Source organism: bacterium, assembly GCA_030018315.1.
Taxonomy (GTDB): domain Bacteria; phylum Hydrothermota; class UBA3073; order JACQXS01; family JAGMCI01; genus JASEGA01.
On record JASEGA010000016.1, the window covers coordinates 26,928 to 47,526 of the forward strand.

At 45.3% G+C, this 20,599-nt stretch carries 31 protein-coding genes; all 31 read right to left on the reverse strand.

Going from position 1 to position 20,599, the window contains the following annotated elements; translation table 11 throughout:
- Positions 1 to 212 precede the first annotated feature (212 nt).
- Positions 213 to 620, reverse strand: a complete 408-nt coding sequence (locus QMD71_06360; GenBank protein ID MDI6840449.1) for a hypothetical protein — start codon at positions 618 to 620, stop codon at positions 213 to 215.
- Positions 617 to 766, reverse strand: coding sequence for a hypothetical protein (locus tag QMD71_06365; protein ID MDI6840450.1), 150 nt, complete (start codon positions 764 to 766; stop codon positions 617 to 619). Before QMD71_06365 ends, QMD71_06360 begins: the two co-directional genes overlap by 4 nt.
- Positions 759 to 1,151: a hypothetical protein gene (locus QMD71_06370; protein MDI6840451.1), complete on the reverse strand. Its 393-nt coding sequence runs from the start codon at positions 1,149 to 1,151 to the stop codon at positions 759 to 761. Before QMD71_06370 ends, QMD71_06365 begins: the two co-directional genes overlap by 8 nt.
- Positions 1,152 to 1,184: 33 nt before the next feature.
- Entirely contained in the window at positions 1,185 to 1,403 is a 219-nt protein-coding gene (locus QMD71_06375; GenBank protein ID MDI6840452.1) for a hypothetical protein, read from the reverse strand.
- Complete coding sequence (locus QMD71_06380) at positions 1,390 to 1,722, reverse strand: hypothetical protein (protein MDI6840453.1); 333 nt, start codon at positions 1,720 to 1,722, stop codon at positions 1,390 to 1,392. Before QMD71_06380 ends, QMD71_06375 begins: the two co-directional genes overlap by 14 nt.
- Positions 1,719 to 4,544 carry a DNA polymerase III subunit alpha gene (dnaE, locus tag QMD71_06385; protein ID MDI6840454.1) on the reverse strand — a complete coding sequence of 942 codons (2,826 nt, stop codon included), beginning with the start codon at positions 4,542 to 4,544 and terminating at the stop codon, positions 1,719 to 1,721. Before dnaE ends, QMD71_06380 begins: the two co-directional genes overlap by 4 nt.
- Before the next feature lie 106 nt (positions 4,545 to 4,650).
- Positions 4,651 to 5,337 (reverse strand): FAD-dependent thymidylate synthase, encoded by a 687-nt coding sequence (gene thyX / locus QMD71_06390; protein MDI6840455.1) that lies wholly within the window; start codon positions 5,335 to 5,337, stop codon positions 4,651 to 4,653.
- 54 nt (positions 5,338 to 5,391) lie between these two features.
- Positions 5,392 to 5,646, reverse strand: a complete 255-nt coding sequence (locus tag QMD71_06395) for a hypothetical protein (GenBank protein MDI6840456.1) — start codon at positions 5,644 to 5,646, stop codon at positions 5,392 to 5,394.
- Positions 5,647 to 5,678: 32 nt separating this feature from the next.
- A complete protein-coding gene (locus QMD71_06400; GenBank protein MDI6840457.1) occupies positions 5,679 to 6,419 on the reverse strand; it encodes an SDR family oxidoreductase in 741 nt (246 codons plus the stop codon).
- Between the two features lie 78 nt (positions 6,420 to 6,497).
- Entirely contained in the window at positions 6,498 to 6,767 is a 270-nt protein-coding gene (locus QMD71_06405; GenBank protein ID MDI6840458.1) for a hypothetical protein, read from the reverse strand.
- Positions 6,754 to 7,227 (reverse strand): nucleotide modification associated domain-containing protein, encoded by a 474-nt coding sequence (locus QMD71_06410; GenBank protein MDI6840459.1) that lies wholly within the window; start codon positions 7,225 to 7,227, stop codon positions 6,754 to 6,756. The genes QMD71_06405 and QMD71_06410 overlap by 14 nt, the downstream gene beginning before the upstream one ends.
- A 49-nt stretch (positions 7,228 to 7,276) precedes the next feature.
- Positions 7,277 to 7,939 carry an SDR family oxidoreductase gene (locus QMD71_06415; GenBank protein ID MDI6840460.1) on the reverse strand — a complete coding sequence of 221 codons (663 nt, stop codon included), beginning with the start codon at positions 7,937 to 7,939 and terminating at the stop codon, positions 7,277 to 7,279.
- Positions 7,932 to 8,081 carry a hypothetical protein gene (locus QMD71_06420; protein MDI6840461.1) on the reverse strand — a complete coding sequence of 50 codons (150 nt, stop codon included), beginning with the start codon at positions 8,079 to 8,081 and terminating at the stop codon, positions 7,932 to 7,934. Before QMD71_06420 ends, QMD71_06415 begins: the two co-directional genes overlap by 8 nt.
- Complete coding sequence (locus QMD71_06425) at positions 8,059 to 9,009, reverse strand: dUTP diphosphatase (GenBank protein ID MDI6840462.1); 951 nt, start codon at positions 9,007 to 9,009, stop codon at positions 8,059 to 8,061. The genes QMD71_06420 and QMD71_06425 overlap by 23 nt, the downstream gene beginning before the upstream one ends.
- Complete coding sequence (locus QMD71_06430) at positions 8,999 to 9,814, reverse strand: NAD(P)/FAD-dependent oxidoreductase (protein MDI6840463.1); 816 nt, start codon at positions 9,812 to 9,814, stop codon at positions 8,999 to 9,001. The genes QMD71_06425 and QMD71_06430 overlap by 11 nt, the downstream gene beginning before the upstream one ends.
- A 107-nt stretch (positions 9,815 to 9,921) precedes the next feature.
- The gene (locus tag QMD71_06435) at positions 9,922 to 10,284 is read right to left on the reverse strand and encodes a 3D domain-containing protein (protein ID MDI6840464.1); all 363 of its coding nucleotides are present in this window, start codon (positions 10,282 to 10,284) and stop codon (positions 9,922 to 9,924) included.
- 57 nt (positions 10,285 to 10,341) lie between these two features.
- A complete protein-coding gene (locus QMD71_06440) occupies positions 10,342 to 13,257 on the reverse strand; it encodes a CHC2 zinc finger domain-containing protein (GenBank protein ID MDI6840465.1) in 2,916 nt (971 codons plus the stop codon).
- 47 nt (positions 13,258 to 13,304) lie between these two features.
- Positions 13,305 to 13,718, reverse strand: coding sequence for a dCMP deaminase family protein (locus tag QMD71_06445; protein ID MDI6840466.1), 414 nt, complete (start codon positions 13,716 to 13,718; stop codon positions 13,305 to 13,307).
- A gap of 102 nt (positions 13,719 to 13,820) precedes the next feature.
- Complete coding sequence (locus QMD71_06450) at positions 13,821 to 14,006, reverse strand: hypothetical protein (GenBank protein ID MDI6840467.1); 186 nt, start codon at positions 14,004 to 14,006, stop codon at positions 13,821 to 13,823.
- A gap of 15 nt (positions 14,007 to 14,021) precedes the next feature.
- The gene (locus tag QMD71_06455; GenBank protein ID MDI6840468.1) at positions 14,022 to 14,228 is read right to left on the reverse strand and encodes a DUF669 domain-containing protein; all 207 of its coding nucleotides are present in this window, start codon (positions 14,226 to 14,228) and stop codon (positions 14,022 to 14,024) included.
- A complete protein-coding gene (locus QMD71_06460) occupies positions 14,218 to 15,015 on the reverse strand; it encodes an ATP-binding protein (protein MDI6840469.1) in 798 nt (265 codons plus the stop codon). The genes QMD71_06455 and QMD71_06460 overlap by 11 nt, the downstream gene beginning before the upstream one ends.
- A gap of 14 nt (positions 15,016 to 15,029) precedes the next feature.
- The gene (locus QMD71_06465; GenBank protein MDI6840470.1) at positions 15,030 to 15,347 is read right to left on the reverse strand and encodes a hypothetical protein; all 318 of its coding nucleotides are present in this window, start codon (positions 15,345 to 15,347) and stop codon (positions 15,030 to 15,032) included.
- Between the two features lie 47 nt (positions 15,348 to 15,394).
- Positions 15,395 to 16,366: a PD-(D/E)XK nuclease family protein gene (locus QMD71_06470; GenBank protein ID MDI6840471.1), complete on the reverse strand. Its 972-nt coding sequence runs from the start codon at positions 16,364 to 16,366 to the stop codon at positions 15,395 to 15,397.
- 49 nt (positions 16,367 to 16,415) lie between these two features.
- Entirely contained in the window at positions 16,416 to 16,604 is a 189-nt protein-coding gene (locus QMD71_06475; GenBank protein MDI6840472.1) for a hypothetical protein, read from the reverse strand.
- A gap of 202 nt (positions 16,605 to 16,806) precedes the next feature.
- The gene (locus QMD71_06480; GenBank protein ID MDI6840473.1) at positions 16,807 to 16,962 is read right to left on the reverse strand and encodes a hypothetical protein; all 156 of its coding nucleotides are present in this window, start codon (positions 16,960 to 16,962) and stop codon (positions 16,807 to 16,809) included.
- Entirely contained in the window at positions 16,955 to 17,431 is a 477-nt protein-coding gene (locus QMD71_06485; GenBank protein MDI6840474.1) for a DUF6241 domain-containing protein, read from the reverse strand. The genes QMD71_06480 and QMD71_06485 overlap by 8 nt, the downstream gene beginning before the upstream one ends.
- Positions 17,403 to 19,112: a DEAD/DEAH box helicase gene (locus QMD71_06490; protein MDI6840475.1), complete on the reverse strand. Its 1,710-nt coding sequence runs from the start codon at positions 19,110 to 19,112 to the stop codon at positions 17,403 to 17,405. Before QMD71_06490 ends, QMD71_06485 begins: the two co-directional genes overlap by 29 nt.
- Positions 19,090 to 19,584 carry a sigma-70 family RNA polymerase sigma factor gene (locus QMD71_06495; GenBank protein ID MDI6840476.1) on the reverse strand — a complete coding sequence of 165 codons (495 nt, stop codon included), beginning with the start codon at positions 19,582 to 19,584 and terminating at the stop codon, positions 19,090 to 19,092. Before QMD71_06495 ends, QMD71_06490 begins: the two co-directional genes overlap by 23 nt.
- A 39-nt stretch (positions 19,585 to 19,623) precedes the next feature.
- Complete coding sequence (locus QMD71_06500) at positions 19,624 to 20,073, reverse strand: gamma-glutamylcyclotransferase (protein MDI6840477.1); 450 nt, start codon at positions 20,071 to 20,073, stop codon at positions 19,624 to 19,626.
- A 2-nt stretch (positions 20,074 to 20,075) separates the two neighbouring features.
- The gene (locus QMD71_06505; GenBank protein ID MDI6840478.1) at positions 20,076 to 20,264 is read right to left on the reverse strand and encodes a hypothetical protein; all 189 of its coding nucleotides are present in this window, start codon (positions 20,262 to 20,264) and stop codon (positions 20,076 to 20,078) included.
- A 150-nt stretch (positions 20,265 to 20,414) separates the two neighbouring features.
- On the reverse strand, positions 20,415 to 20,599 hold a 185-nt coding region (locus QMD71_06510; protein ID MDI6840479.1), incomplete at its 5' end, for a helix-turn-helix domain-containing protein.

Below are 20,599 nucleotides of genomic sequence, written 5' to 3' on the forward strand. Positions count from 1 at the left end.
TTTGAACTTCCACCGTCGGTTAGCTTTTTGACTAAGCCCTGCTATTGGTGAACTTTTAAAACCGATATTCTCTCGCAACCTGAAAACCAGGTTGGTGTAAAAATTTTTTCGGCTGCAGAAAAATTTTTTACTAAAAGGGTTTCTGCAAAATGCTCGAACCCTCGGTATTAGTATCGGCTTGAAACAGTTATTTCAAGATAAACCACGTAATTTCAAGCTTTTGGGACTTCCCACTCTTCACCATCAAACCTCTCTGGTTTTACACCAGCCCAGGTTATACCTCTCTTGATGTCACTGATTGTCTCCTCCGACACACCGTAACGCTCTGCCAGTTCTACATTTGTGTACCCCTTACCCAGTAGTAACTTAATTCTGGCAACCTGTTCTTTCCCCAACTTGGCATTCCTTGGCTTACCCTCTGGTTTATAAGGCTTGGCAGGTGGCTCTGGTCGCTCCCAGTCATCTTCAAGTTTGACGTGTGCCCAGGTCTTACCGTGCTTGATGTCGCTGACCGCACCTGGAGATATACCGAATTCCCTGGCTACATAACTATTCTTGCAACCTACCTCCAGCATCAGCTTAATCATCTTTACTTCCTTCTCTGACATCTTTCTGTTCATTGCTCCACCTCCCTAATGCTTCTGCTGCTTGCATGACAGCCTCTCTGGTCTCGGTAATCTGTCTTGCTACAAACTGCACATGTCGTCTCACCGCTTCTTGGTCTTCTGGAGATAATTGCCCAGAATTCTGCCTTAGTCTTAGCCATTAAGTTCATCCACCTCCCTTATATTGGCTGTAAAGAATTGGTAATATAAAGCATGCCTTACGCTATCCCTGCTGTGCCTCTGCCCTCGGTCATAAAACCCTAACATTTTGAGCCTGTCATCACCAAAGAACTTCTTCTGTGCAGGTGATTGCTTAACCAGCTTTACCCCTGCCTTGTAAGCGAACCACTTGATAACACCTATCACTTGTGGTGTCTCAAACTCACTACCAATCATAGCCTTGGCACTGCTCTTCCGCAAAGCATAGTTCTCATAGATAATTGTGTCGAACTCCTCAATACGCTCCTCTAACATATGGAGAAACTGGGTTACACCCAGTTCCCCCTGTTCTAGTCTCTCCTTCCCTTGCCAGATACTATAACCCACGGTCTCACCTAACCAGGGTCAACAGAGATGTATCTAACGTCTTTTCCTAGCGTCTCTCCACTCTTCAAACCCATTTGGCATCACTCCTTTCCAGGTTTTGCCCTGTGCAATTTTGTTTACTGCAGTCTGATAAACACCATATTTAACTGCAAGGTCTTTCACTAACTCACCCTTCATCAACCTCTCCCTGATTTCCATTACCTTATTTTCATCAAGCTTGCTGTTTGAGACTCTGCGTTTACCCCCCTTCATACTGCCAAGTGTCCCACCCTTTTGGTCCAGGCTCATTGGAGTAACTATTCTTGTGTGCTATTTGGAGAACCTGCCTATGTCCCATCCCAAGTTCCCTGGCAACCCTTTTTGCACTCGCACCTTCCATCAACCTAACCCTGATGTTATCCAACTCCTTCTTGGTCAAATTGCTCTTGGGATGGTTGAACCCCCATTGGGTAGGTGGTTTGTCTTTGTAGCTCCGAAGGTGGCTGTGCCCACCTTCCCACTCCTTGTCAGTGTTGTAGACAATAACCCCCTCCGAAGCCTTGATAATGATAAACTGTATATCAGCAATCACATCACCCTCACCCTTGCTGCATAGATTTTCTGATACTGCTTGTTGTACTCTCCAGTTATCACTACTATACTATTCTCATTGATTTCAGCAAGCTCCTCCTGCAGGGTGATGTCAGCATATTTATACCTGTTGATTGTTACGTTCACTATGCCTGTTTCATCTCCAATCTCTAAATGAACGTATTTCTCATGTTCTGGGTCACGAACGTCATATTCCCTGCCTTGGCTCTCTATGACTTCACGTAGGTTTTTCACCTGCAGCTTGAGAACCTTACCAGCAATTCTCACATATTCACCAGGCTTGATTTTATCAATGGTATCACGCTCTGGTATCTCATCCAAACGTTCCTTCAGTGCCTCCAATCCCAGGTAATCACTCTCTCCCTGCTCTGGCTCAAACGCCCCAGCATCCTCTAATACTTGACGTATCTTACCTTCAGGCTCTTCCCCACTTTCTAATTTCTCAGCATTCTTTAGTCCAATGCCATGCAAGGTCAGGTATCCTGCTCGTAACCCACCTTTGTCTATAGTCCAGGTGGCTTTGCTCCTGCCAAACTTGACGTTATACACCTTGCCCCCTGCCTGGATGTATTCCCTAAGCAAACTCTCATTGTCTGGCTCTACCACCAGGTTTGCCCAGTAGAACTCTAGTGGGTGGTGTACCTTAAGGTACATACAGTAATACCCCAGGAACGTGTAGCTGGTGCTGTGTGCAATATTGAATCCATAAGCACCGCTCTCACCACATCTGTGCCAAATCTCTTCTCCAAGCTCCTGGTCATGACTGTATGCTTGCAAGAACCTTTCTTTGATACCCACCAGTTTTTCAGCACCTTGTTTCTTGGTGATTAACTTACGCACTGCTGTAACGTCTGCCCAATCCAGCTTACCAGCTTCTCTGAGAATTTTCATAATCTGCTCCTGGAACAATATCTGTCCTCTACTCCTGGCAGTGTACTTGGTTACAATTGGGTCAATGTCATCCACCCAACCGTTAATATAAGCCTCAGTAGCACCACTCTGAAGTGGTCCAGGTCTTGATAAAGCATTAATATCAATCAATTCCTCAAATTTGCTTGGTTTTACTTGTTGGCACACCCTTCTGGTAGTTGCCCCCTCAAACTGGAATATGCCCTGGAAGGCTTTGGTAGAGAAGGCTCTGTAGGTAGCCTCATCATCGAGTGGTACGTCATTATACAACCACTCGCTATCTTTGCCTATTGCCTTCAGGCACTTGTCTAATATGGTCAGTGTGCGAAGGCTCAACACATCAATCTTCATTAACCCCAGATATTCTGCATCCCTGTGGTCAAGCATGATACCATCTTTACCTAAAGTAGTGAACTTTTCAAGCTTGTCGCTAGCCACAATCACCCCTGCAGCATGCACGGTTAACTGCCTTACCATTCCTTCCACCTTAGCCAGGTACTGGTGGTCTTCCCAACGCTCCCTGATAATTTCATCAACGTCTTTGGTGCCACCATTCTCAATAAGCTCGTTCTTTGCTTCTTCTATCTCAGCTTTGGGTATCTTGAGCACTCTGCCTATATCGTCCAATAGGCTCTTCGGCTTAAACATGCTGTAGCCTGCAATGTTGGCAACCCTGTCTAGCCCATACTTACCTCTGAGATATTCTTTAACCTCCTCACGCCTATCATCCTGGAAGTCTAAATCAATGTCAGGTGGGTCATACCTGCTCACGTCAATGAAACGCTCAAACAGTAAATCCCACTTAATTGGGTCAACCTCGGTTATCCCCAACAGGTATGCAGTCAATGAACCTGCCACAGAACCCCTTGCTGGTCCAACCATGATACCCTGGTCTTTAGCCCACTGTACCATGTCGGCAACCACCAAGAAGTAGTCAACATAATCCTTATCTTTAATCAGGTCAAGCTCCCTAAACAACCGCTCACGGTATTCATCCCACTTGGGTTTGGGGATACCCCTCTTCTTCCAACCCTTCCTGCACCAGTCTACTAAAGTCTTGTAAGGATTGTCTATGCCAAACCTTACTGGCTCTGCTTTGGGTAGTTCAAAGGCTTCCACCATATCAGCAATTCTGGCTGTGTTTCGAACTGCTTCTACAGGTGAACCCCACTGCAGCATTTCCTCACCTGTAGCCAGGTAACACCGCTTGTCCATTGTTCCCCAGTCGTCATAGACATTCTTGCGTCTGCGAATGCTAGACAAGAACCATTGCACCTGTTCATCCCCTGGCTCCAGGTAATGTACGTCATTGGTTGCTACCAGTGGAATGTTAAGCTCTTGTGCCACAGCTATAAGCCCTCTGTTAGCTTGTTTGCTCTCTTCAAGGGTCAATGGCTGTATCTCAATATAGAAGTGGTCTAAAGCCTTGTTAAGCTTCTCTGCAACGGTTTTAGCCCCCTCCATATCCCCTTGCAACACCTTCTGGGTAATAAGTCCTTTTTGGCAACCACTGAGAATGATTAAATTCTCTTGGTTTTCCAACAGGTCAGTTAACCTGATTGCAGGTTGGTAATAGAACCTATCTTCAGTGTAAGCTAATGAGCTAAGTTTGAGCAAGTTGGCATACCCAGCCTCATTCTTAGCTAATACGGTTATGTGGTTTTTATCCTTTTGCTTGTGTTCTCCCATGTAGAATTCACAACCGTATATAGGCTTTATACCATGTTCCTTGCAGGCTTGCTCTAGCTTTGGGTGACTGCTGGTGTTGCCATGCTCGGTTATGGCTAACGCCTTGTGTCCCAACTCCTTAGCTCGTGCCACATATTGTTCTGGTGTACCGTAGCTGTCCAACAAGCTGAAGGTGGTGTGAGTGTGTAGGCTCACATACTCCATTTTTCATTCCTCCTTTCAATATATTATATCGGTTTAAATGTGCTTTCAACCCTGGAAAAAGGCAAAAGAAAAGCCAGGTTTACACCTGACTCAACCTCTCTGGGTTTTACTTGAATAACTCCTGTTTAGGACACTTTCTGTCATATATGCTCTCATAACCACACCGCTTATGACGGTCGCAATACATCACCAACATCTCAGCAAGCACAGGGTGAACCTTATCAGCAATCTCCTGCTTCATCTGCTGGATTATACTGACCCAGTGTGGTTGGCTCTGAGTGCACAAACGAACCTCAGCTATCCCCATTAAAGTCTTCAGGTTATACTTTACGCCTATATTGGTCAAAATGTTTATCGGGAGAACCCCTCTGGCATCCTGGGTAGCCACGCCTATGTCTAACAACTTCTCATAAGCATGCTGGATATTAAGCATCGCCTCGTTGTAGATTCCCAATTTCTCTTCGTTGTCAATGCTTGGTCCAACGTTATATTTGAATTGCTCTCCAGCTTTGGCTACAAACCGTAGGCTTTCTTGGGAGTATACAGCTCCCACTCTTGTTCGAACCATCTGGTGGGTTAATGCCCTTGGCACTCCTTGCACCTGGAAGGTGAAGTCAACATACTCAATTGGTCCACCAAGACTGGTCTTCTGCAACTCCCTTATAGTTTCAATTGCCTCCTGCTCGTCAATGGTGTCTAGGTCGGTTATGACGTTACCCATCATATTCTGGGTCATAGCATGTATAACTTGTAAAGGCTTGTTTGTCCAACTAACCAAGGTAACTTTCGGCATATTATTCCTCCTCCTTTAACCTCTGCAACATACGCTCCAACAGCACATGAGACATCACCATTGTTGGTGAGGAGGCAACCTTTTCATCACATTACTGACACTGTCTATTAGCATCTCAACAGATTGCATCAGCTCCACCACACCCACACAACTTATGACAGAACCGTGATTTTTACCAACATGCAGCACCAGAAAATCTTCTGTAAAGGTTACCTCTTCTTTACAGTCTACTTTGACGGTAACTGACATGTTAGGTTTGCTACTTTCTTCCTGCTTTTTCATTTGTTCCAAAATCTCTTTCAAGTCCATTCTTCATACCTCCTTTAATTTAGTATATCTGCCTACCCCTGAACCTGACCCGCATCAATTCTCAGAACATTGCCTGTAGCATAATCTCCTTTGGTTGTCACAAAGTATGCCCACTCTGCACATTCCTCTGGTGTCATGCCCCTGCCTATGGGGATATTGGCAGATAGCATATTTTCGGCTTGCTCCTCCGTGATACCTCTTTGCTCCATTAAATCTGTGATAGTTTTTCTATCCATGGGTGTATAAACCCTGCCAATAGCCAGTGCAGTTACCAACCAGTCGTCATTGTGGTATTTGTTCAGCTCTCTGGCTGTGCACCTGATGAAATGGTTGGCTCCAGCCTTGCTTGCACCATAAGCAAAAGTGCTGGTCTTGGGTATCATGCCTGTATCGCTGGTGATAGCCACGAACGCCTTACGCTTGCCATTGTTGTCAAACTCCCAGACATATGCCTGCAGCAGCAAAAAATTGCTTGTCAGGTTAACTGCTATGGTGGTGTTGAAATCCTCCAAGGTGTACCGTTCCAGCTTGTTCAGGATATTAACCCCAGCACTGTTGATGATAGCATCCAAGTGTTCAACCGTGTTGCTGATGGCTCTCATCATCAGGTGTATGGTGTTCGGGTTTGTTACATCACAGGTGTATTGCTCAAACTCATCATGGTCATAGGTTATGTCAGCAACCATAACCCTATGCCCCTCCTGCTCAAATTTCTTGGCTATAGCATAGCCAATGTTGCCCTTCCTACCTGCTCCAATGATTAGTGTGTTCAACTCAATCCCTCCTTATATTTTGTTGGCAGTGCAGCAACCCACTCTTTTGAGTTACTGCACCGCCTCAGTTGCTTCTGTTTAGGCTTCAGGTTGCTCGTAGGACTTTTTGACCTGGTTTAAGGTCTTTCTGTCAGCATCAGGAAGTTCTTCCAGAATAACCAACTCCAGGTTATCTTTGCCATATTTGTCAAATTCACTCTGAAGCTCCTTATTGGTGTGTTTACCGTTGTTCAACCACTTAATGTAATCCCTGAAACACACTTCAATCTGGCTGGAAGCTCCGAAGAACTCCTTACCGCTCTCCTTGCTGACAATCTTGAATACGCCTTTAGTTTTAGTCCTCGCCATTGCTCAATTCCTCCTTAATTTTTGATAGCATGCTTTGCAGATGTTCTCTCCTGCTCTGCTCACCGTCGTAGTTTCCTTCGTCGTGGCAGATAACTCCATACACAGCATACGCTGCAATGTCCATCAGGGTATCCCTGACTGACTCACCTTTCACCTTCGGCTGTTTACCCTTCCAAACAAGCTCTCTGAGCCTGCCCTCTTTAATCATCAGCTTGATGTAAATACCGACAAGCCCAGTTCTTGTCCAGGTTTCGCCATAATCGTCAGTTTTACCACCCCCTCCTCTGGCTAACTGGTAAACCTGGTCAAGCACTCCTTTGAACAGAGCATCATATTTTTGACGCTCGGTCTTGGTAATACTCTCCCAACCACAACCGAAGCAGTGAAGGTCTTCTTTTGTATCTCCAGGTCTGGTAAAGTCATAAACCTCGTTGCCACAATCAGGACATTCATTCCTCATCTCTCCACCTCCTCAATTATAGTATACACATGGTGTTCCATTTTCAACCCTACCTCTTGTCACCATTCGCCAAATAAATATTTTCACCGTTCAACCACTTGCAACCCAGCACCTTCGCCACCACATCTGCAATTTCTGTGGGTGTTATTGTACCTCTGTACAGGTCTTCCACCTGCTCAAGGGTAAAACCCCTTTCGTTACGTAGCTGTGCCTTAACACGCCTTGTGAGTGGTGTACCGTCTACATTTCCTGGGTGCAATCCCACCACCACAAATTCATCACCAAACTTCAACTTGGCATCATAACCTATACAAGCTACAAAGTGTGCCAAACCTGCCTTGCTTGCACAGTAAGCAGCACCGTTGGTGGCATGCTTCCTGCTCCAAAGACTGCCCAGGTGAATAATAGTCTTAGTTCCTTCTGTCCTGCTGGTGTCTCTGATGAAGTCTGAAGTCAACTTGATTGCACCCGTCAGGTTGGTAGATATGATACGGTCAGTTTTGTCCCAATCCCACTCATCTGCCTCGGCTGTGTCAGTAACCCCTGCTGTGTTCACTAATACCTTGCAGTCCAGTGGGAAGGGATACCCCTCACGAATATCCCAATTCTCCTCTGGAACAATAACTTCATAACCAAGCTCTAACAGTTTGTTCTTGATAGCATCAGATATGCTTCCAGGTCTTACTTTGGTTACGAACGCTAATTTACCCATCAATGTAAACCTCCCCAGCATCGAATTCCACTATATAACTGTAGTCCATTTCAACCAGAACCTTGCCTGTGTGCCCAATAAACTCGACAAACTTGCCAATCCCTTGTGGCGTCTGCACGCTACCTGCAGTTATGTCGTACATCAGCAATAACCTCCTCCAAATTATTTACTCTGATTATCCCCTCTCTAAGGCTAACCCCCACATTGTAAGGTCTGGTTACAAGGTAGCAAGGTACACCAAGTCTGGCTATGGTGTTGGCATTGCTTGCAACGTCATCAACAAAGAATTCAATCTTGTTAGCACCGAATTCTTTAACTAACCGCTCCTCCTTCTTCTTATCGAAAATGATTGAATCAAAAACCAACCCATTTTTCTGTAACCACTCCATAGTATCAGCAAAAATACGCTTATACTGTGGGTAAGGTCTTGCTGTCAACAACATTATCTTATAACCAAGGTTGCGTAACTCCTGTAGGAACTCAACTGCACCTGGAATGACAGGTATAAACCTCTTCTGTCCTGTTTGACGGTAACGGTCTTTGATACGCATGCCAATCTCTGTCGGGATACCAAGGCAGTCATAAATGTCGTAACTTGTTACTTTATCCATGGTGTAATTGGTGCCAAGCTCTTTGTTAATGAAATCAACAAAGCTCCTGGGATAATCTGCTAACACACCGTCAATATCCACGCCTACAACCTTACAACCTTCTGTGTTAATCTGTTCCACAAGCTCTTGTTTGTGTCTCTGCACCACCACATCTGATTTACGATAATACTCTTTCTCAATATCTTCCAGGCTGAAGCCATGTAGCTGGCACAAACACATCCAATATTTTAAGCAATCAACTAATTCCTCAAGAGTGTTGGACTTAATCTTAGGTTTATCCTCCTTACGGTGGATTTTCCAGTTTACGGTATCCAACACCTCGCTGACTTCCCTATGCAAAGCTAAGGTATAGAAGTTATTCCACTTCTGAAATTCTTCCTTATCTTCTTGAACCTTGTTAAAATCCACCAATTTACTGTTAAAGCCTAGTTGGTTTTCCCATATGCTCTTAAAATCCATACTTCTCAATCCTCCTTAATATTTTGTAATAAGCTTGATGTGCCAAGAATTTTCTGTTCCATTGCCCCCACCTGCCTAGCAGGATAACCCTGTCATCAGGTGGCTCAAAGTTTGAGTCAACCACCTTCTTTAGGATGAACTCACCTCCTTGCTTTACCTCTGTCCACTCTACCCCAAACACCCTGCTGTATCTATACCAGTTGGTGTTCTCCTCAATGTTGTACACCACCTGGTTGGCTCCAGGCAGTTTGGGTATACCTCTTGGTCTGCCACGAACAGCCTGCACCTCCACGAATTTACAAGTAGCTTCAGGGTATACCACTGGTAACGGTAATGTGCTGATAACTAGGTCAAATTTTTCCAGGAAGTATTTCAGCATGTCTGCCTCAAAGTTGCACCTTTGGATATTGCCTTTCATCAAGTGTAGCAATATCTTGTATGCCTCCTGGAAGTTGTACACCATACTGAACGCTGGCAATTCAACCAAAGAATTGTTTAGTGGTGTCCCCAACTTTCGGCTGTATTGTTCGTGTGGGTGTTCCCCATCCTTGCAGCCAATGATATAATTGTGGACTATTTGTGGTTTTAGCGGGAGATTGCAGTTGTCGTGTAGGTAATGTAGTCCTTGGCTACTGCTTACCCCCTCGTTGGGATTTTTGTCATACAGGGTGAATTCAATGTCATGTTCTGCTAATGCCTTCGCTGCAAGCAACCCTGTCATGCCTGCTCCTAAAATTGCTACTTTCAAGCCCTTACACCTCCTTGTCTCTGCCCATGTAAACAACCATGAACGTGTACTCTCCACCACTTACCTGCAATTGGATATCATATATCCACCTCTTCTGGCAGAATTCATTAACCATGTCTTCTAATAATTGCAGGTTTGTACCATGGAAGGTCTTAATTCTTGGCTTACTCACGGTTTACCACTCCTTTTTCAGCAAGAACTAAAACAGTTCTCCTACCCCAGGCTCGTGCTTCCTCATGGGTGTGGAAATACAGGTCTATCAGGTCTGTTCTGCTCCGCATAGCTCCACCTGTATCTTCAGCAATTCCCCACCCATAACCTTGGATGAAAATCCTGGTACCATAAGGGATAACCTGGGGATTGACGGCAATCACCCCAGGTCTTGGTCTTGTGCCTGTGGCAGTTACATTGGGATTACCGTCGTGGTTTAGCCCTGTCCTGTCGTCGAAGGGTGAATAGCCAGTCGCTTCGAACTCAAAGATTTCGAACTTTTCAAGCTCTTGCACCCTTCGTTTTATTATATCCAATTCCTCCTCCAGTTCACCCCTAATTTCATAAATTTTTCTAACTCTTGCTTAAGTTCACTAACCGCCTGGGTCAGCACTATTGTTGCCACCAGCAATGTCGCTATCGTCATCCTCGTCAGTGCCTTTGCCATTCTTCCACTCCCCTTCACGCAGTATCTCAATGAAGGCTGGTTGCTTGGTGTAACCTCTGGCTCCCTTGCCTATCATACCGTTCTTGGCTAAGAACTTGAGATACCTTCTTACCGTCTGACTATCCAAGTCGCACAGGTCTTCCAGGTCTTTACTCACCACAAAACCATACTGCAGGAATACCCTGGCAACCTCTTTGTTTTGACGCAAGAATTTAACAACCTTTTCACGTGCTTTCTCAGCAGCACTTTCCTGTTCTCTAACCTGCTGGCTTAAATCCCAGTAGCCCAAGGAAGGTTTCTTATAAACTTGCATCAGGAAGTCATATACAAACTCCACATGTTCAGGCTTGACAATAACCCTCTCACCGTCTTCTGTGCTGTACATTCTGCAGGCTGTGGCAACCGCCATACGTGCCAACTTGATACGCTGGTTGGCTCCTTCCACCAATGGGATTTCACTGACAAAATCCCTTGCCATACGCTTGGCTAATTTCAGAATAAGATTTACTGCCTTATCTGTAAAGTGTATCTGTTCTTCTGTCCTGCTCCAAGCCCACAGAACCAACTGCTTACATACGTCGTAGGTATATATGTGGGGAACTTGCCCTATCTCGCTAGCATGCCTGTTGATTAAGTCCATACTGACTTCCTCACTGGCACAGCTTACCACGAACTCAAACCTGGCTATATCCTCATTCTTACCAATAAGCTCCTTCACCGCTTCAACTCCAAACCCATACTGTTTCAAGGCTCTTCCTGTCCTGGTGTTGGATATCCATAGCAACCGTGTCCTGGCATGTGTTTTCTCCTGGTGGATTTTGATAATCTCTGCCACCCCACTGGAACGTACACCTGACATATTACCAATGGCATCCTCGGACAATCCTGAAGCCTCGTCGATAACCACTAACCTTCTGTCATTGAGTGGTATCTTACCCCAAGATACGAACCATCTCTTCTGGGTTTGCTGCATACCACCGATAAGCCCAGCATAGGTGGTGTTCTCGCCTGTGACGAATTCTCCTAGTTTGTAGTGATTCATTACTGCCTGTGCTGTTTCTGATTTACCAGTCCTGGTGTCCCCAATTACAAGCCCTTCTACCCAACCCCTCGGTATTAGCTGGTCTTGGAACCTGAAACTGAGAACGCTGTGGTAAACCAGGTCTGCTGCTGCAAGCACGTCATCCCTGCCGTAAATGTGAGTGACATTGTTGGTCAAGTCATTGTAAATCTCAGCGAACTTCTCCTTAACCGTCTGCCCCTCTGCAGGTTGGAATATCTTCAGTCGCTCGTGCTTCTCTGGTGTCATCTTAAAGCTGGATACGTTGTCCTGGCTCGGCTGGGCATTTGATATCAGGTGGGTAACATACTGGTGTCTTGGGTCAGTAATGGTCACTCCTTCCATTCGGTAACTCATGTTAACCTGCAATCCATGCCCTATGACGTAAGAAACTCTGGTTGTATACTCCCTTGCTTCTGCAGAGAAGTCTAGTTCTGGTTGTAGGATAACCTCTTCAATGTTACCCTTCTCCTCAACCTCTAAACAGAACGAATTGCACGCCTTAGGGATACCTGCCTTAGCTTTCACAACCGTTTTTTGTTGGCTGTCTGTGCAATCAATAAGCTGTAGCAAGGTACGGTCATCATCTCTGAAAAATATTGTCCGTTCACCACTGCTCATCCCCACTAAGCATGTCGCACATTTATTGCCATTGTCAGGTGTGCAGCTTATGGTGATTTTCTTTGGGTAGCCATATGGTCCAATGTCCTTCCCTGATACCATAACGTCCATGCTGATTTTCTTGTTAATATAGTCTGCATGGCTGGCTTGGGATAAATGAACCTTGGCAGGTTTACTGTCGTCTTCCTCTGGCTCTTCATTCCCAGGTACAAACGTGTGAGCCTTCTTGATAACCAGGTCTAAATCTTCCTTGGTATGTCCCAATGCCACAAAGTAGTCAGTTAGGTCTCCATCTGGTGGGTCAACTATAGGTAGCTTGATAATCTTAATCTGCTTGGCTATACCGTGCAGATTTCTTGCCACCTTCTCTGCACCAGACTGTCCAGCCTTGTCAATATCGTAGCATATATGCAACGTCTTGCCCTGGAAAAGGCTATTCCATTGGGCACGCCATGTGTTAGCCCCACCTGTGGTTGTCATGGCATTGTAACCCATCTGGTTGGCTAATAGACAGTCCATTTCACCCTCCACCAATAATATGGTGTCTCCAGCAATGTTCTCAATAGGGTACAACCTGGCTGTGCCTGAACCGCGCCTGTAGCTAATCATCTTAACCTTACTCTTAGCTTCAGGTGAATATCTCCTTATATTGACACACCCACCTTTACTGTCATAGATAGGTATGGTGATACGTTCCACGTCGTAACCAATTTTATACTTCTCAATAGTCTCACGCTTGAGCCCACGCTTGTTCAAGAGAAAGTGTAGCATTTTGTTGGACTGCAATAAAATCCTGTGGTGCTTCTGCACATCACGCTCTGATATATAATCTACTTCTTCTTCTTCGAATTCTGCTGTTTTCACCTCTGGGTTTTTCTCAGGCTCGCTTTGTGGTCTCACGCCATACTGCTCTTCAATTGTTCGAACCATACGCCTGAACTCACTCTTCTGGTAGCCCTCTGCACGCCTGTAATATTCATACTCGTCTCCTCCAATATCACAAGCATGGCAGTAGAACAGCCCTGTGTTCAAGTTGACGCTCATTGACTCACGGTTATCGTCATGCCAGGGACATTTAACCGCACACTCTCCATCTGTCCCTGGATTAAGGTCTGTAAAGTAGTCGCTGTAGAAATTCTCAGCCCACTGCCTTCTGTCCATGTGTGCTTAACCTCCTTTCCCTTTTAGTATATTGCTTCGATGAAAAATCAACCCCTTTTGAGCTTTTCTGCAATAAAATGTGGAATAAGGGAGAATGTAAGTTCATCAGGGTAGCCCTCCTGGTATATCACTTTATGAACGCCTGCATTGAGAAGTATCTTGGCACACATGAAACAAGGCTGGTGAGTGCAATACAAAACCGCTCCCTCAGTCTTAACCCCATGGAATGCAGCTTGGGCAATGGTGTTCATCTCAGCATGAACAGCCCTACACAATTCGTGCCTTTCACCTGAAGGAATATTCATCTCTTGTCGCATGCAGCCCTGTTCACTGCAATGAGTTACCCCACTGGCTGCACCGTTATACCCTGTAGATAGAACATGCTTATCTTTGACAAGCACTGCTCCAACTTTTCTTCTCACGCAGGTGGAACGCTCCGCAACTACTTCTGCCATCTTCATAAAATACGTGTCAATATCTGGTCGCACCGTATTAACCTCCTTTACGTAAAATTGGGGAAGGAAGGTTTTACCCTCCTTCCCCTAAGCAGTGGTGCTGGATTTTTAGAATGGCTCTTCGTCTTCTTCGTCCACGTCTTCACCTTCGAACGGTTTCAAGGTCTGGACATCTTCCCTGTCCTTACCCTGCCATTCTCTGTGACCCACAACCGCTATGCACTTCTTGCCCAACAACTCGTCAAAGTCAATGTCTATTGCAGCCTTGGGCACTTCCATACCAAAGATTTCCAATGTCTCCTTAATCTTCTACATGGTGGAAGGCATCACGGGCAGGTTGTAGAACAGTTGACGCCCTTTGTACTCTCCACTGGCAACCCTGAGAACCAACACATACATGTCGTCTCCGTTCTTGGTCTCCTTGTGGTTTACGTCGAATAGGAAACAAGGGTATTCACCTTTTGGTATCAATTTAAAACCGTCGTTGACATTAGTAAAATCCAATTTAGCCTTCATGCTTCTTTACCTCCTCAATAATTTTATTAACAAACTCAGGTATCTTAACCTGACCGTCTGTGATTTTGTTGAACACCTCGAACATGGTCGGCTCCAACATACCTATGCCCAGTTTACCACTCCTGTCCTTAGCCAGGTACTTACCCTTCGGCTGGGTTAACAGCTTACGAACTCCTTCCTTGCCCTTATCATTTGACACAAACATATAACCTACCACGTCAACGTAGCCCATTACATCTGATGCAAGTTTGGGTGTCAAGCTTGGTCCAATCTTCACACTGCCGTCAGTCTCATCCTTACTCTCTCCTGCTAGACAGGTGAACACCACATTCATAGGCAGGTCTCTGAAGGCTCTTACCAGTCTTCTCAATTGTTGGGTGTTTTTGCCATAGTCTTGGAGAATTGGTGTGTCCCTGTCGTACTTGTCATCACGTTTTGGGTCAGCCAAAATTTCATCCATGGACATACGTTGGATTTCACTTAGGCTGTCCAGAATGACCGTCTGCCTGTCATGCTCTCCACTCTTGAGATACCAGAATATCTCTTGAAGCTCTTTAATGCTGTCAGGCTTGAAAGTTTTAATATCCAGCTTCTTGTAATACTCCTTGAACTTGTTCAGGCACAATGTGCCACCTTCACAGTTAATAATCAGTGGCTTGGGTGATAATGCTGCTGCAGTGGTCTTACCCACACCTGGGTCAGAGTACAAGAGAACCTTGGCAGTTATCGGCATCTGTTCAATGTCGGCTATCCTGCCTTGCAACTTCTCAAGAACTTTCTTATCCACAATATCCCTCCTTGTTATTTGAATTCTTTGTAGCTTATTTCCCTGGGTACATACTCCTTGCGAATTACATCATACAGTAGAAGTTTCACCTCCCTATGTTTGGCAAGAGCAACCGTTACAGCAAGCACATTGAGAACTGTGTTGCCACTGAGCAATATCCAGTCATCCTTCTGGTGATTAACCATCTTGCCCTTGAACTCATGAATAAGCCTCTCAACGTTGAATATATTCACTTTGCCTGCTGTCAATGGTATCATCTCTTCCCCAAATTCTTTGGCAGCATCAAAGTTGTGCCCTGATGAATTTACAATCCAAACTTTTGTCGGCTGCACCGTGCCCACCTCCCTTCATATATTAGTATATTGTCTTGGGCACGGTTTTAACCCTCGTTTTTGGTGAAATTCGCATCAATATAGAAGTCGTCTTTTACTCCCTTATACTCCATTATGCAAAGTTCACGGTACGGACAATCCCAACTGCAGTCCTTGGTGGCATTCCTGAACACTCTACACCCACGCATATCCCTGGAAATTTCATATAACTCCGCACCCACTTCAGCTATCTCTTCGGGTGTCCTGTGAACGTAGTGTCTCTTGAAGAACGGTTTTTCATTGTCTCTAACATGGGTCAAGAAGTCAGCATAATCTTTAGGATTGAGCTTATTGTCCTTGATAGCCTGAAGGTAGGTCTCCACGTCTGTGTCAATATTCTTAGCTTTGGACAACCCACCCTTTTTCAACAACTGGGGAACAGTCGGTAGTTTGGTACGCACCAGGTTGAATATGATACCTGCCACCGCACTATGATTATTCAACATCTCAGCTAACGCCCACAGGTAGTAGTTTGCTTGTTCGTCAAGAACTAAATTCTCTTCATACTTATCCAAGTCAATGCTGGTGAACTTGTGGTCAACCAACCAAATTTCATTGGTGCCATCCTCAACAACCAAGTCAAGCACGCCTTGTAATGCTGACTGAGACTTGTTACCCTTGGGTGTTGGTATATTCGTAGTGAAGTGTTCCTCTACCGCATAAATTTTCCAAGGCTCTTCCTTACCGTAGTGCTTAATATAACACCCAACCAGTTGTTCAGCTTGCTGCCGAACCTCTTCAAACTCCAACATTTCCTCCTGGAACATGTTCTCAGTCTGCTCCAGCCAATACTTGTTGCTAACTTCTGACAGGTCTTCTCCTCTGTAATGTGCCTCCAGCAGTGCATGACCGTAGTTGCCCAACTCAATCTTTTTGACACGCTCTTTGGGCACAAGCCCTCTCACATAACGGTAAAACCACTTCTGCCTGCACCGTTTCCAGGTTTTAATCTGAGTGTAGCTTAATACTTTCCTTGTCATTTAACTAACCTCCATTCTCTCAATTTTCTCCTACCTGCACACTCGTTCCCTATTCATCTTCGTCATCCTCCTCAAAATCTGGCTTGGGTAGTGCCTCCAGTTCTTGGAGAAGGTCTTCAACTTTGGCAGACAACCTCTCAAAGGTGGAACGGTCTATCTCCCCTCTGCCGTAAGCCCTGCCTACCCTGTTCTTGAAAAAACCAAGCTCCTGCAGCCCACCAGTTTTCAAGCTCTTCATAATAATCCCTCCTCTCTGGCTAACTTTATCAACATATCACCGTGGCAAGCAAGTGGTTTGCAGTAGCACCCTAACCGCTTACCAACTAGGCTGGGTAAGCTCAATATAGTACTTCCAACATATCCGCCCCTCCTAATTAAGTATATCGCAGTTAACTGTCATTAACCCTATTCTAGTGTTTTTTCATAAAAAATTACCTTCCCTATTCAGAGAAGGCATCAATAACTTCCTGTGCTTCTTCTCGGTCTTTGACAGGTATGAGCATGCCTTTGCCTACTACATACCAACCGTCTTTTCTCTTCTCAACTCTGAGCTCGCCACTGGTGTCAAACTCCTCACCGTCAGTGAACTTAATCAAGATTAATCACCAGCTTTGCCTCCTGGTTGGCTATTGCCCAGGCTGGGATACGGTCTTCATGCACTCCAGAAGCACGCCCTATTGTGCCACCCAGGTTGTTCCACACCGTATTATGGTCGTGGTCTGCTCTGGAGAAGTCACCTTCCTTCCACCTGATGACAATATCCAACAACTGCTCTCTGCCAAAGTCTGTCTCAAACTTGGTGCTTTCAGCAATCTCCACTATCAAGTAATTTACACGCTCTTCAGTCAATGGCTGGTATCCCCACTTTTCCCTTGCCTCAATTACGTGGTGGCTCATCTGGTGAATAGCTTGCCATATGGTAGGCTTATCCCTGAAATCTTTCAGGTCTGCCTCCCCAGTCTCCAACCAGTGATTGAATGCTTCATTGCTCATCTCATAACCATCATTCAACACCGCATCAATACCCTTGCTCTTGCTACACCCTGTTATCAGCAGGAGTGCCAATGCTACTATCACAACTTTTCTCATCATTTTTACCTCCTTGTAATTTAGCTATTTCCATGCCGAATATTTGTTTCAGGTCTTCGGCTGTAACCTGTCCATTGATAATGTTGTCAAAACCTTCCTTTTTCTTCTCAAGCAACCACTCAATGTATTCCTCAACAGTGCCTTTAGCAACCAGGTTTATTATGGTTACACTATTCTTCTGTCCTATCCTGTGCAAACGGTCTTCAGCTTGAGTATTAATGGCAGGTGTCCAGTGCCTATCCAAGAACACCGCTATGTCTGCTGCTGTCCAGGTAAGCCCATGTGCTGCAGCTTCAATGGTAGCTAACATAACCCTTGTCTCAATATCCTCCTGGAAGCTCTTGGTTGCTTGGTGTCGGTCATCTTGCTTAACCTTGCCTGTAACTGCTACCCACTTGATACCTGCTTCGTCCAGTTTCTTACTGAATAACTCTACAGCCTTCCTGAACTGGCTAAATACCACAATCTTATGGTTATCTTTGTTGTCCTGGATAAGCTCCAACAATACCTCAAACTTTGCACTCTCTGCCACCTGGTCACTCAAAAGCTGAGTGGATATGGCTATCTGCCGTAATCGTGTAATCTGGGCAATCACCACAGGTGCTGCAATAGTCTCTCCACTAGTCAGTGTTGCTATAGCATCCTCCTCCATGGTCTTGTAGGCTTCGGCTTGCTTACCTTTCAACTCAACCAGGTGTCTCTGGTGTATTTTATCAGGTAGTTCAGTCAGCACTTCCTGCTTGGTACGTCTCAACATTATTGGTGCAAGCAACCGCTTCAACTCTTCCTGTTGTTCAGATGTACCTATGCCTATATCTTTCCCCCAACCGTTGTCAACCATACTACAATATCGCTCTACAAATCTCCAATAGCTCCTGAACTTGTCAGGGTATAACCTGTTCAGCAAACTCCACAGTTCGTCAGGTCTGTTGAGCATTGGTGTGCCTGACAACAGGTAGACACGGTTTGCCTTGAGCTTCTTTGCTGCCTTGGTCTGTTGTGCCTTCCTGTTCTTAATCTTGTGAGCCTCATCCAGTATCAGCACATCCCACTCAATGTTTTGAAGCTCCTCGTGTAACCGCAACGCCTCATAGTTGATTATCAAGTATTTACCCTGGAATTCACTGATAGCCTTCTCACGCTTTTTCTTGGCTCCGTCCACCACAACCGCCTTGCTGTCAGTCCATTTATCAATCTCATCAAACCAGTTCCATTTCAAGGTGTTAGGACAAACCACCAACACCCTTTCTGCTCCTTGGTCTTCACAGGCAGTTATCGCCTGAAGGGTTTTACCTGTACCCATGTCGTCAGCCAGTATACACTTGCTGGTGTTGTTCAGAAAATGTGCTCCTACCCTCTGGTAATTGCGTAGCTTGTCGGCAAACGGTACGCCCAACTCAACGTCTTCAACCTGTTTCAGCTCAAGCAGTTGCATCCTCTTACGCTCAATACGCTTGATGTGGTCTCTTACTGCCTGGGCAATCTTAAGGTTGGGGAAAATTGATTTTAGTTGGTCTACAGTCTCTTTCTCAACTGGGTATTCCCAAACCTTCATCTCACCATTCCACTTCCAACCTGGAACAGACTTGGCAAGCTCCTTCTCATCGAAGGAGCATTTCAGTGCCAGCTTTTTATCAAACAGAAGCAATACAGCCATTCTCAACAACCTCCCTGATTTTAGACTTCGCCCTCAAGAATATTCTACTCACTTGAGACTGACTTAACCCTATTTCTGTGGAAATTTCTTTTTGGTTGAAGCCCTCCGCAGTCATCATAACCACCTTATATTCTTGCTCTGATAAAACTTCTTGAACCTCCCCCCAGTTAAGCTTGTGGTGTGCCAGTTCCTCTGGGTTGTGCACGTTCTTGATTGTCTCTGGCTCCACGTCGTAAACCCTCAAATACTCCTTGTCAAACCTCCTGAACTCTTTCTGGATTTCATTCTTCATCACTTTGTAAACGTAGGTGGAGAACGGCATCCCTTCCTTATACTTTTTCTCAGTCAAAGTCTTGTGCAGCCCCATCAAAGCCAACTGTATCAGGTCATCCCTATCTATCATCACGTTTTTATCACAGGTAAACTTACTTGCCAGGTGATATGCCATGTTAACATAATCTTCAAACTTCATTACTCTTCCTCCTCTTTTATATCGATTTTCAGAAGAGTGTTACCCCTTGACCGCTATTGATAACCTAACAGAACCCAAATCTGTGACCGTGTTTTCTAAGGCTTCAATTGGGAGTGCCCAGTTTCGATAACCTTCCTCAATTACCTTGTAATAACCTGTTCTTGGTAGGCTCGGTCGGTAACACTTGTGCATCATGTAGGTTATCGCTTTTACTTCTCCCATCCCCCTGGTTTCCACCTGGAGAAGCTCTCTGTAATATAGTATCGGATAACCCTCATATCTGTCCAATGCAGCCAGGTCTCTCTTGCTGATTTTGTAAACCGCTCCGAACACTCTATCACGCTTGCTGGCTTTCTCTACTGTGGCTACCCCACGTCGGTATATCATTTGGTAGCCTTCTAATATCGCCTGGGTCAGTGGCTCTGCATCCTTACACCGCTCCAACATCTGTTCCAAGTGCAGGTTGCTGCCATAAGCAAAGTATAACATGTTTAATCCACCTCCCTGAATGGAAAACCTCCACCACTCTTGCTTTGGACGAAAAACTCCTGATTGCTATCGTGCCATTTAAGTTTGAACAATTCGTTGCTTTTCTCAACTATTGCCCACACCACTCTCATACCATCCATCCAACCGTCTATGAAAATCAATGTAGTCTTTGGGTATTGGCACCAACCCACATCGCCACAATTCCATTTGCCTCTTTACGTCATCTGGCAATTCCAATTTCCTCATTATAATCTCTCCTTTCTGGTTGACCTGTCATCATCAGGCTGGGTAGGTCATTTCCCAGCTACCACCTGCCTTCCACCAGCAGGTGGTTTCGACAATCACCTTGCAGCATTCCTGATGTTGTAAACAGTTGACTTGCTAACACCAAAGGCTTCAGCCACATCTGCCACGCTGTCTCCTGTTTGTAACCGCTCCAGGATAAGCTCATTACGCTGTTTCACAGTCATATCTCCTGGGTCAAGCTCGTCGGTCTCTGGCTCGTTACCTGCCAGTTGGTCTTTCC

Bases quoted from the DNA above. Each gene is read 5' to 3' on its own strand.
- QMD71_06360 (MDI6840449.1), bottom strand. From the start codon at position 620: ATGAACAGAAAGATGTCAGAGAAGGAAGTAAAGATGATTAAGCTGATG.
- QMD71_06365 (MDI6840450.1), bottom strand. From the start codon at position 766: ATGGCTAAGACTAAGGCAGAATTCTGGGCAATTATCTCCAGAAGACCA.
- QMD71_06375 (MDI6840452.1), bottom strand. From the start codon at position 1,403: ATGAAGGGGGGTAAACGCAGAGTCTCAAACAGCAAGCTTGATGAAAAT.
- dnaE (MDI6840454.1), bottom strand. From the start codon at position 4,544: ATGGAGTATGTGAGCCTACACACTCACACCACCTTCAGCTTGTTGGAC.
- thyX (MDI6840455.1), bottom strand. From the start codon at position 5,337: ATGCCGAAAGTTACCTTGGTTAGTTGGACAAACAAGCCTTTACAAGTT.
- QMD71_06395 (MDI6840456.1), bottom strand. From the start codon at position 5,646: ATGGACTTGAAAGAGATTTTGGAACAAATGAAAAAGCAGGAAGAAAGT.
- QMD71_06405 (MDI6840458.1), bottom strand. From the start codon at position 6,767: ATGGCGAGGACTAAAACTAAAGGCGTATTCAAGATTGTCAGCAAGGAG.
- QMD71_06410 (MDI6840459.1), bottom strand. From the start codon at position 7,227: ATGAGGAATGAATGTCCTGATTGTGGCAACGAGGTTTATGACTTTACC.
- QMD71_06415 (MDI6840460.1), bottom strand. From the start codon at position 7,939: ATGGGTAAATTAGCGTTCGTAACCAAAGTAAGACCTGGAAGCATATCT.
- QMD71_06420 (MDI6840461.1), bottom strand. From the start codon at position 8,081: ATGTACGACATAACTGCAGGTAGCGTGCAGACGCCACAAGGGATTGGC.
- QMD71_06425 (MDI6840462.1), bottom strand. From the start codon at position 9,009: ATGGATTTTAAGAGCATATGGGAAAACCAACTAGGCTTTAACAGTAAA.
- QMD71_06440 (MDI6840465.1), bottom strand. From the start codon at position 13,257: ATGGACAGAAGGCAGTGGGCTGAGAATTTCTACAGCGACTACTTTACA.
- QMD71_06445 (MDI6840466.1), bottom strand. From the start codon at position 13,718: ATGAAGATGGCAGAAGTAGTTGCGGAGCGTTCCACCTGCGTGAGAAGA.
- QMD71_06455 (MDI6840468.1), bottom strand. From the start codon at position 14,228: ATGAAGGCTAAATTGGATTTTACTAATGTCAACGACGGTTTTAAATTG.
- QMD71_06470 (MDI6840471.1), bottom strand. From the start codon at position 16,366: ATGACAAGGAAAGTATTAAGCTACACTCAGATTAAAACCTGGAAACGG.
- QMD71_06475 (MDI6840472.1), bottom strand. From the start codon at position 16,604: ATGAAGAGCTTGAAAACTGGTGGGCTGCAGGAGCTTGGTTTTTTCAAG.
- QMD71_06490 (MDI6840475.1), bottom strand. From the start codon at position 19,112: ATGGCTGTATTGCTTCTGTTTGATAAAAAGCTGGCACTGAAATGCTCC.
- QMD71_06495 (MDI6840476.1), bottom strand. From the start codon at position 19,584: ATGAAGTTTGAAGATTATGTTAACATGGCATATCACCTGGCAAGTAAG.
- QMD71_06500 (MDI6840477.1), bottom strand. From the start codon at position 20,073: ATGTTATACTTTGCTTATGGCAGCAACCTGCACTTGGAACAGATGTTG.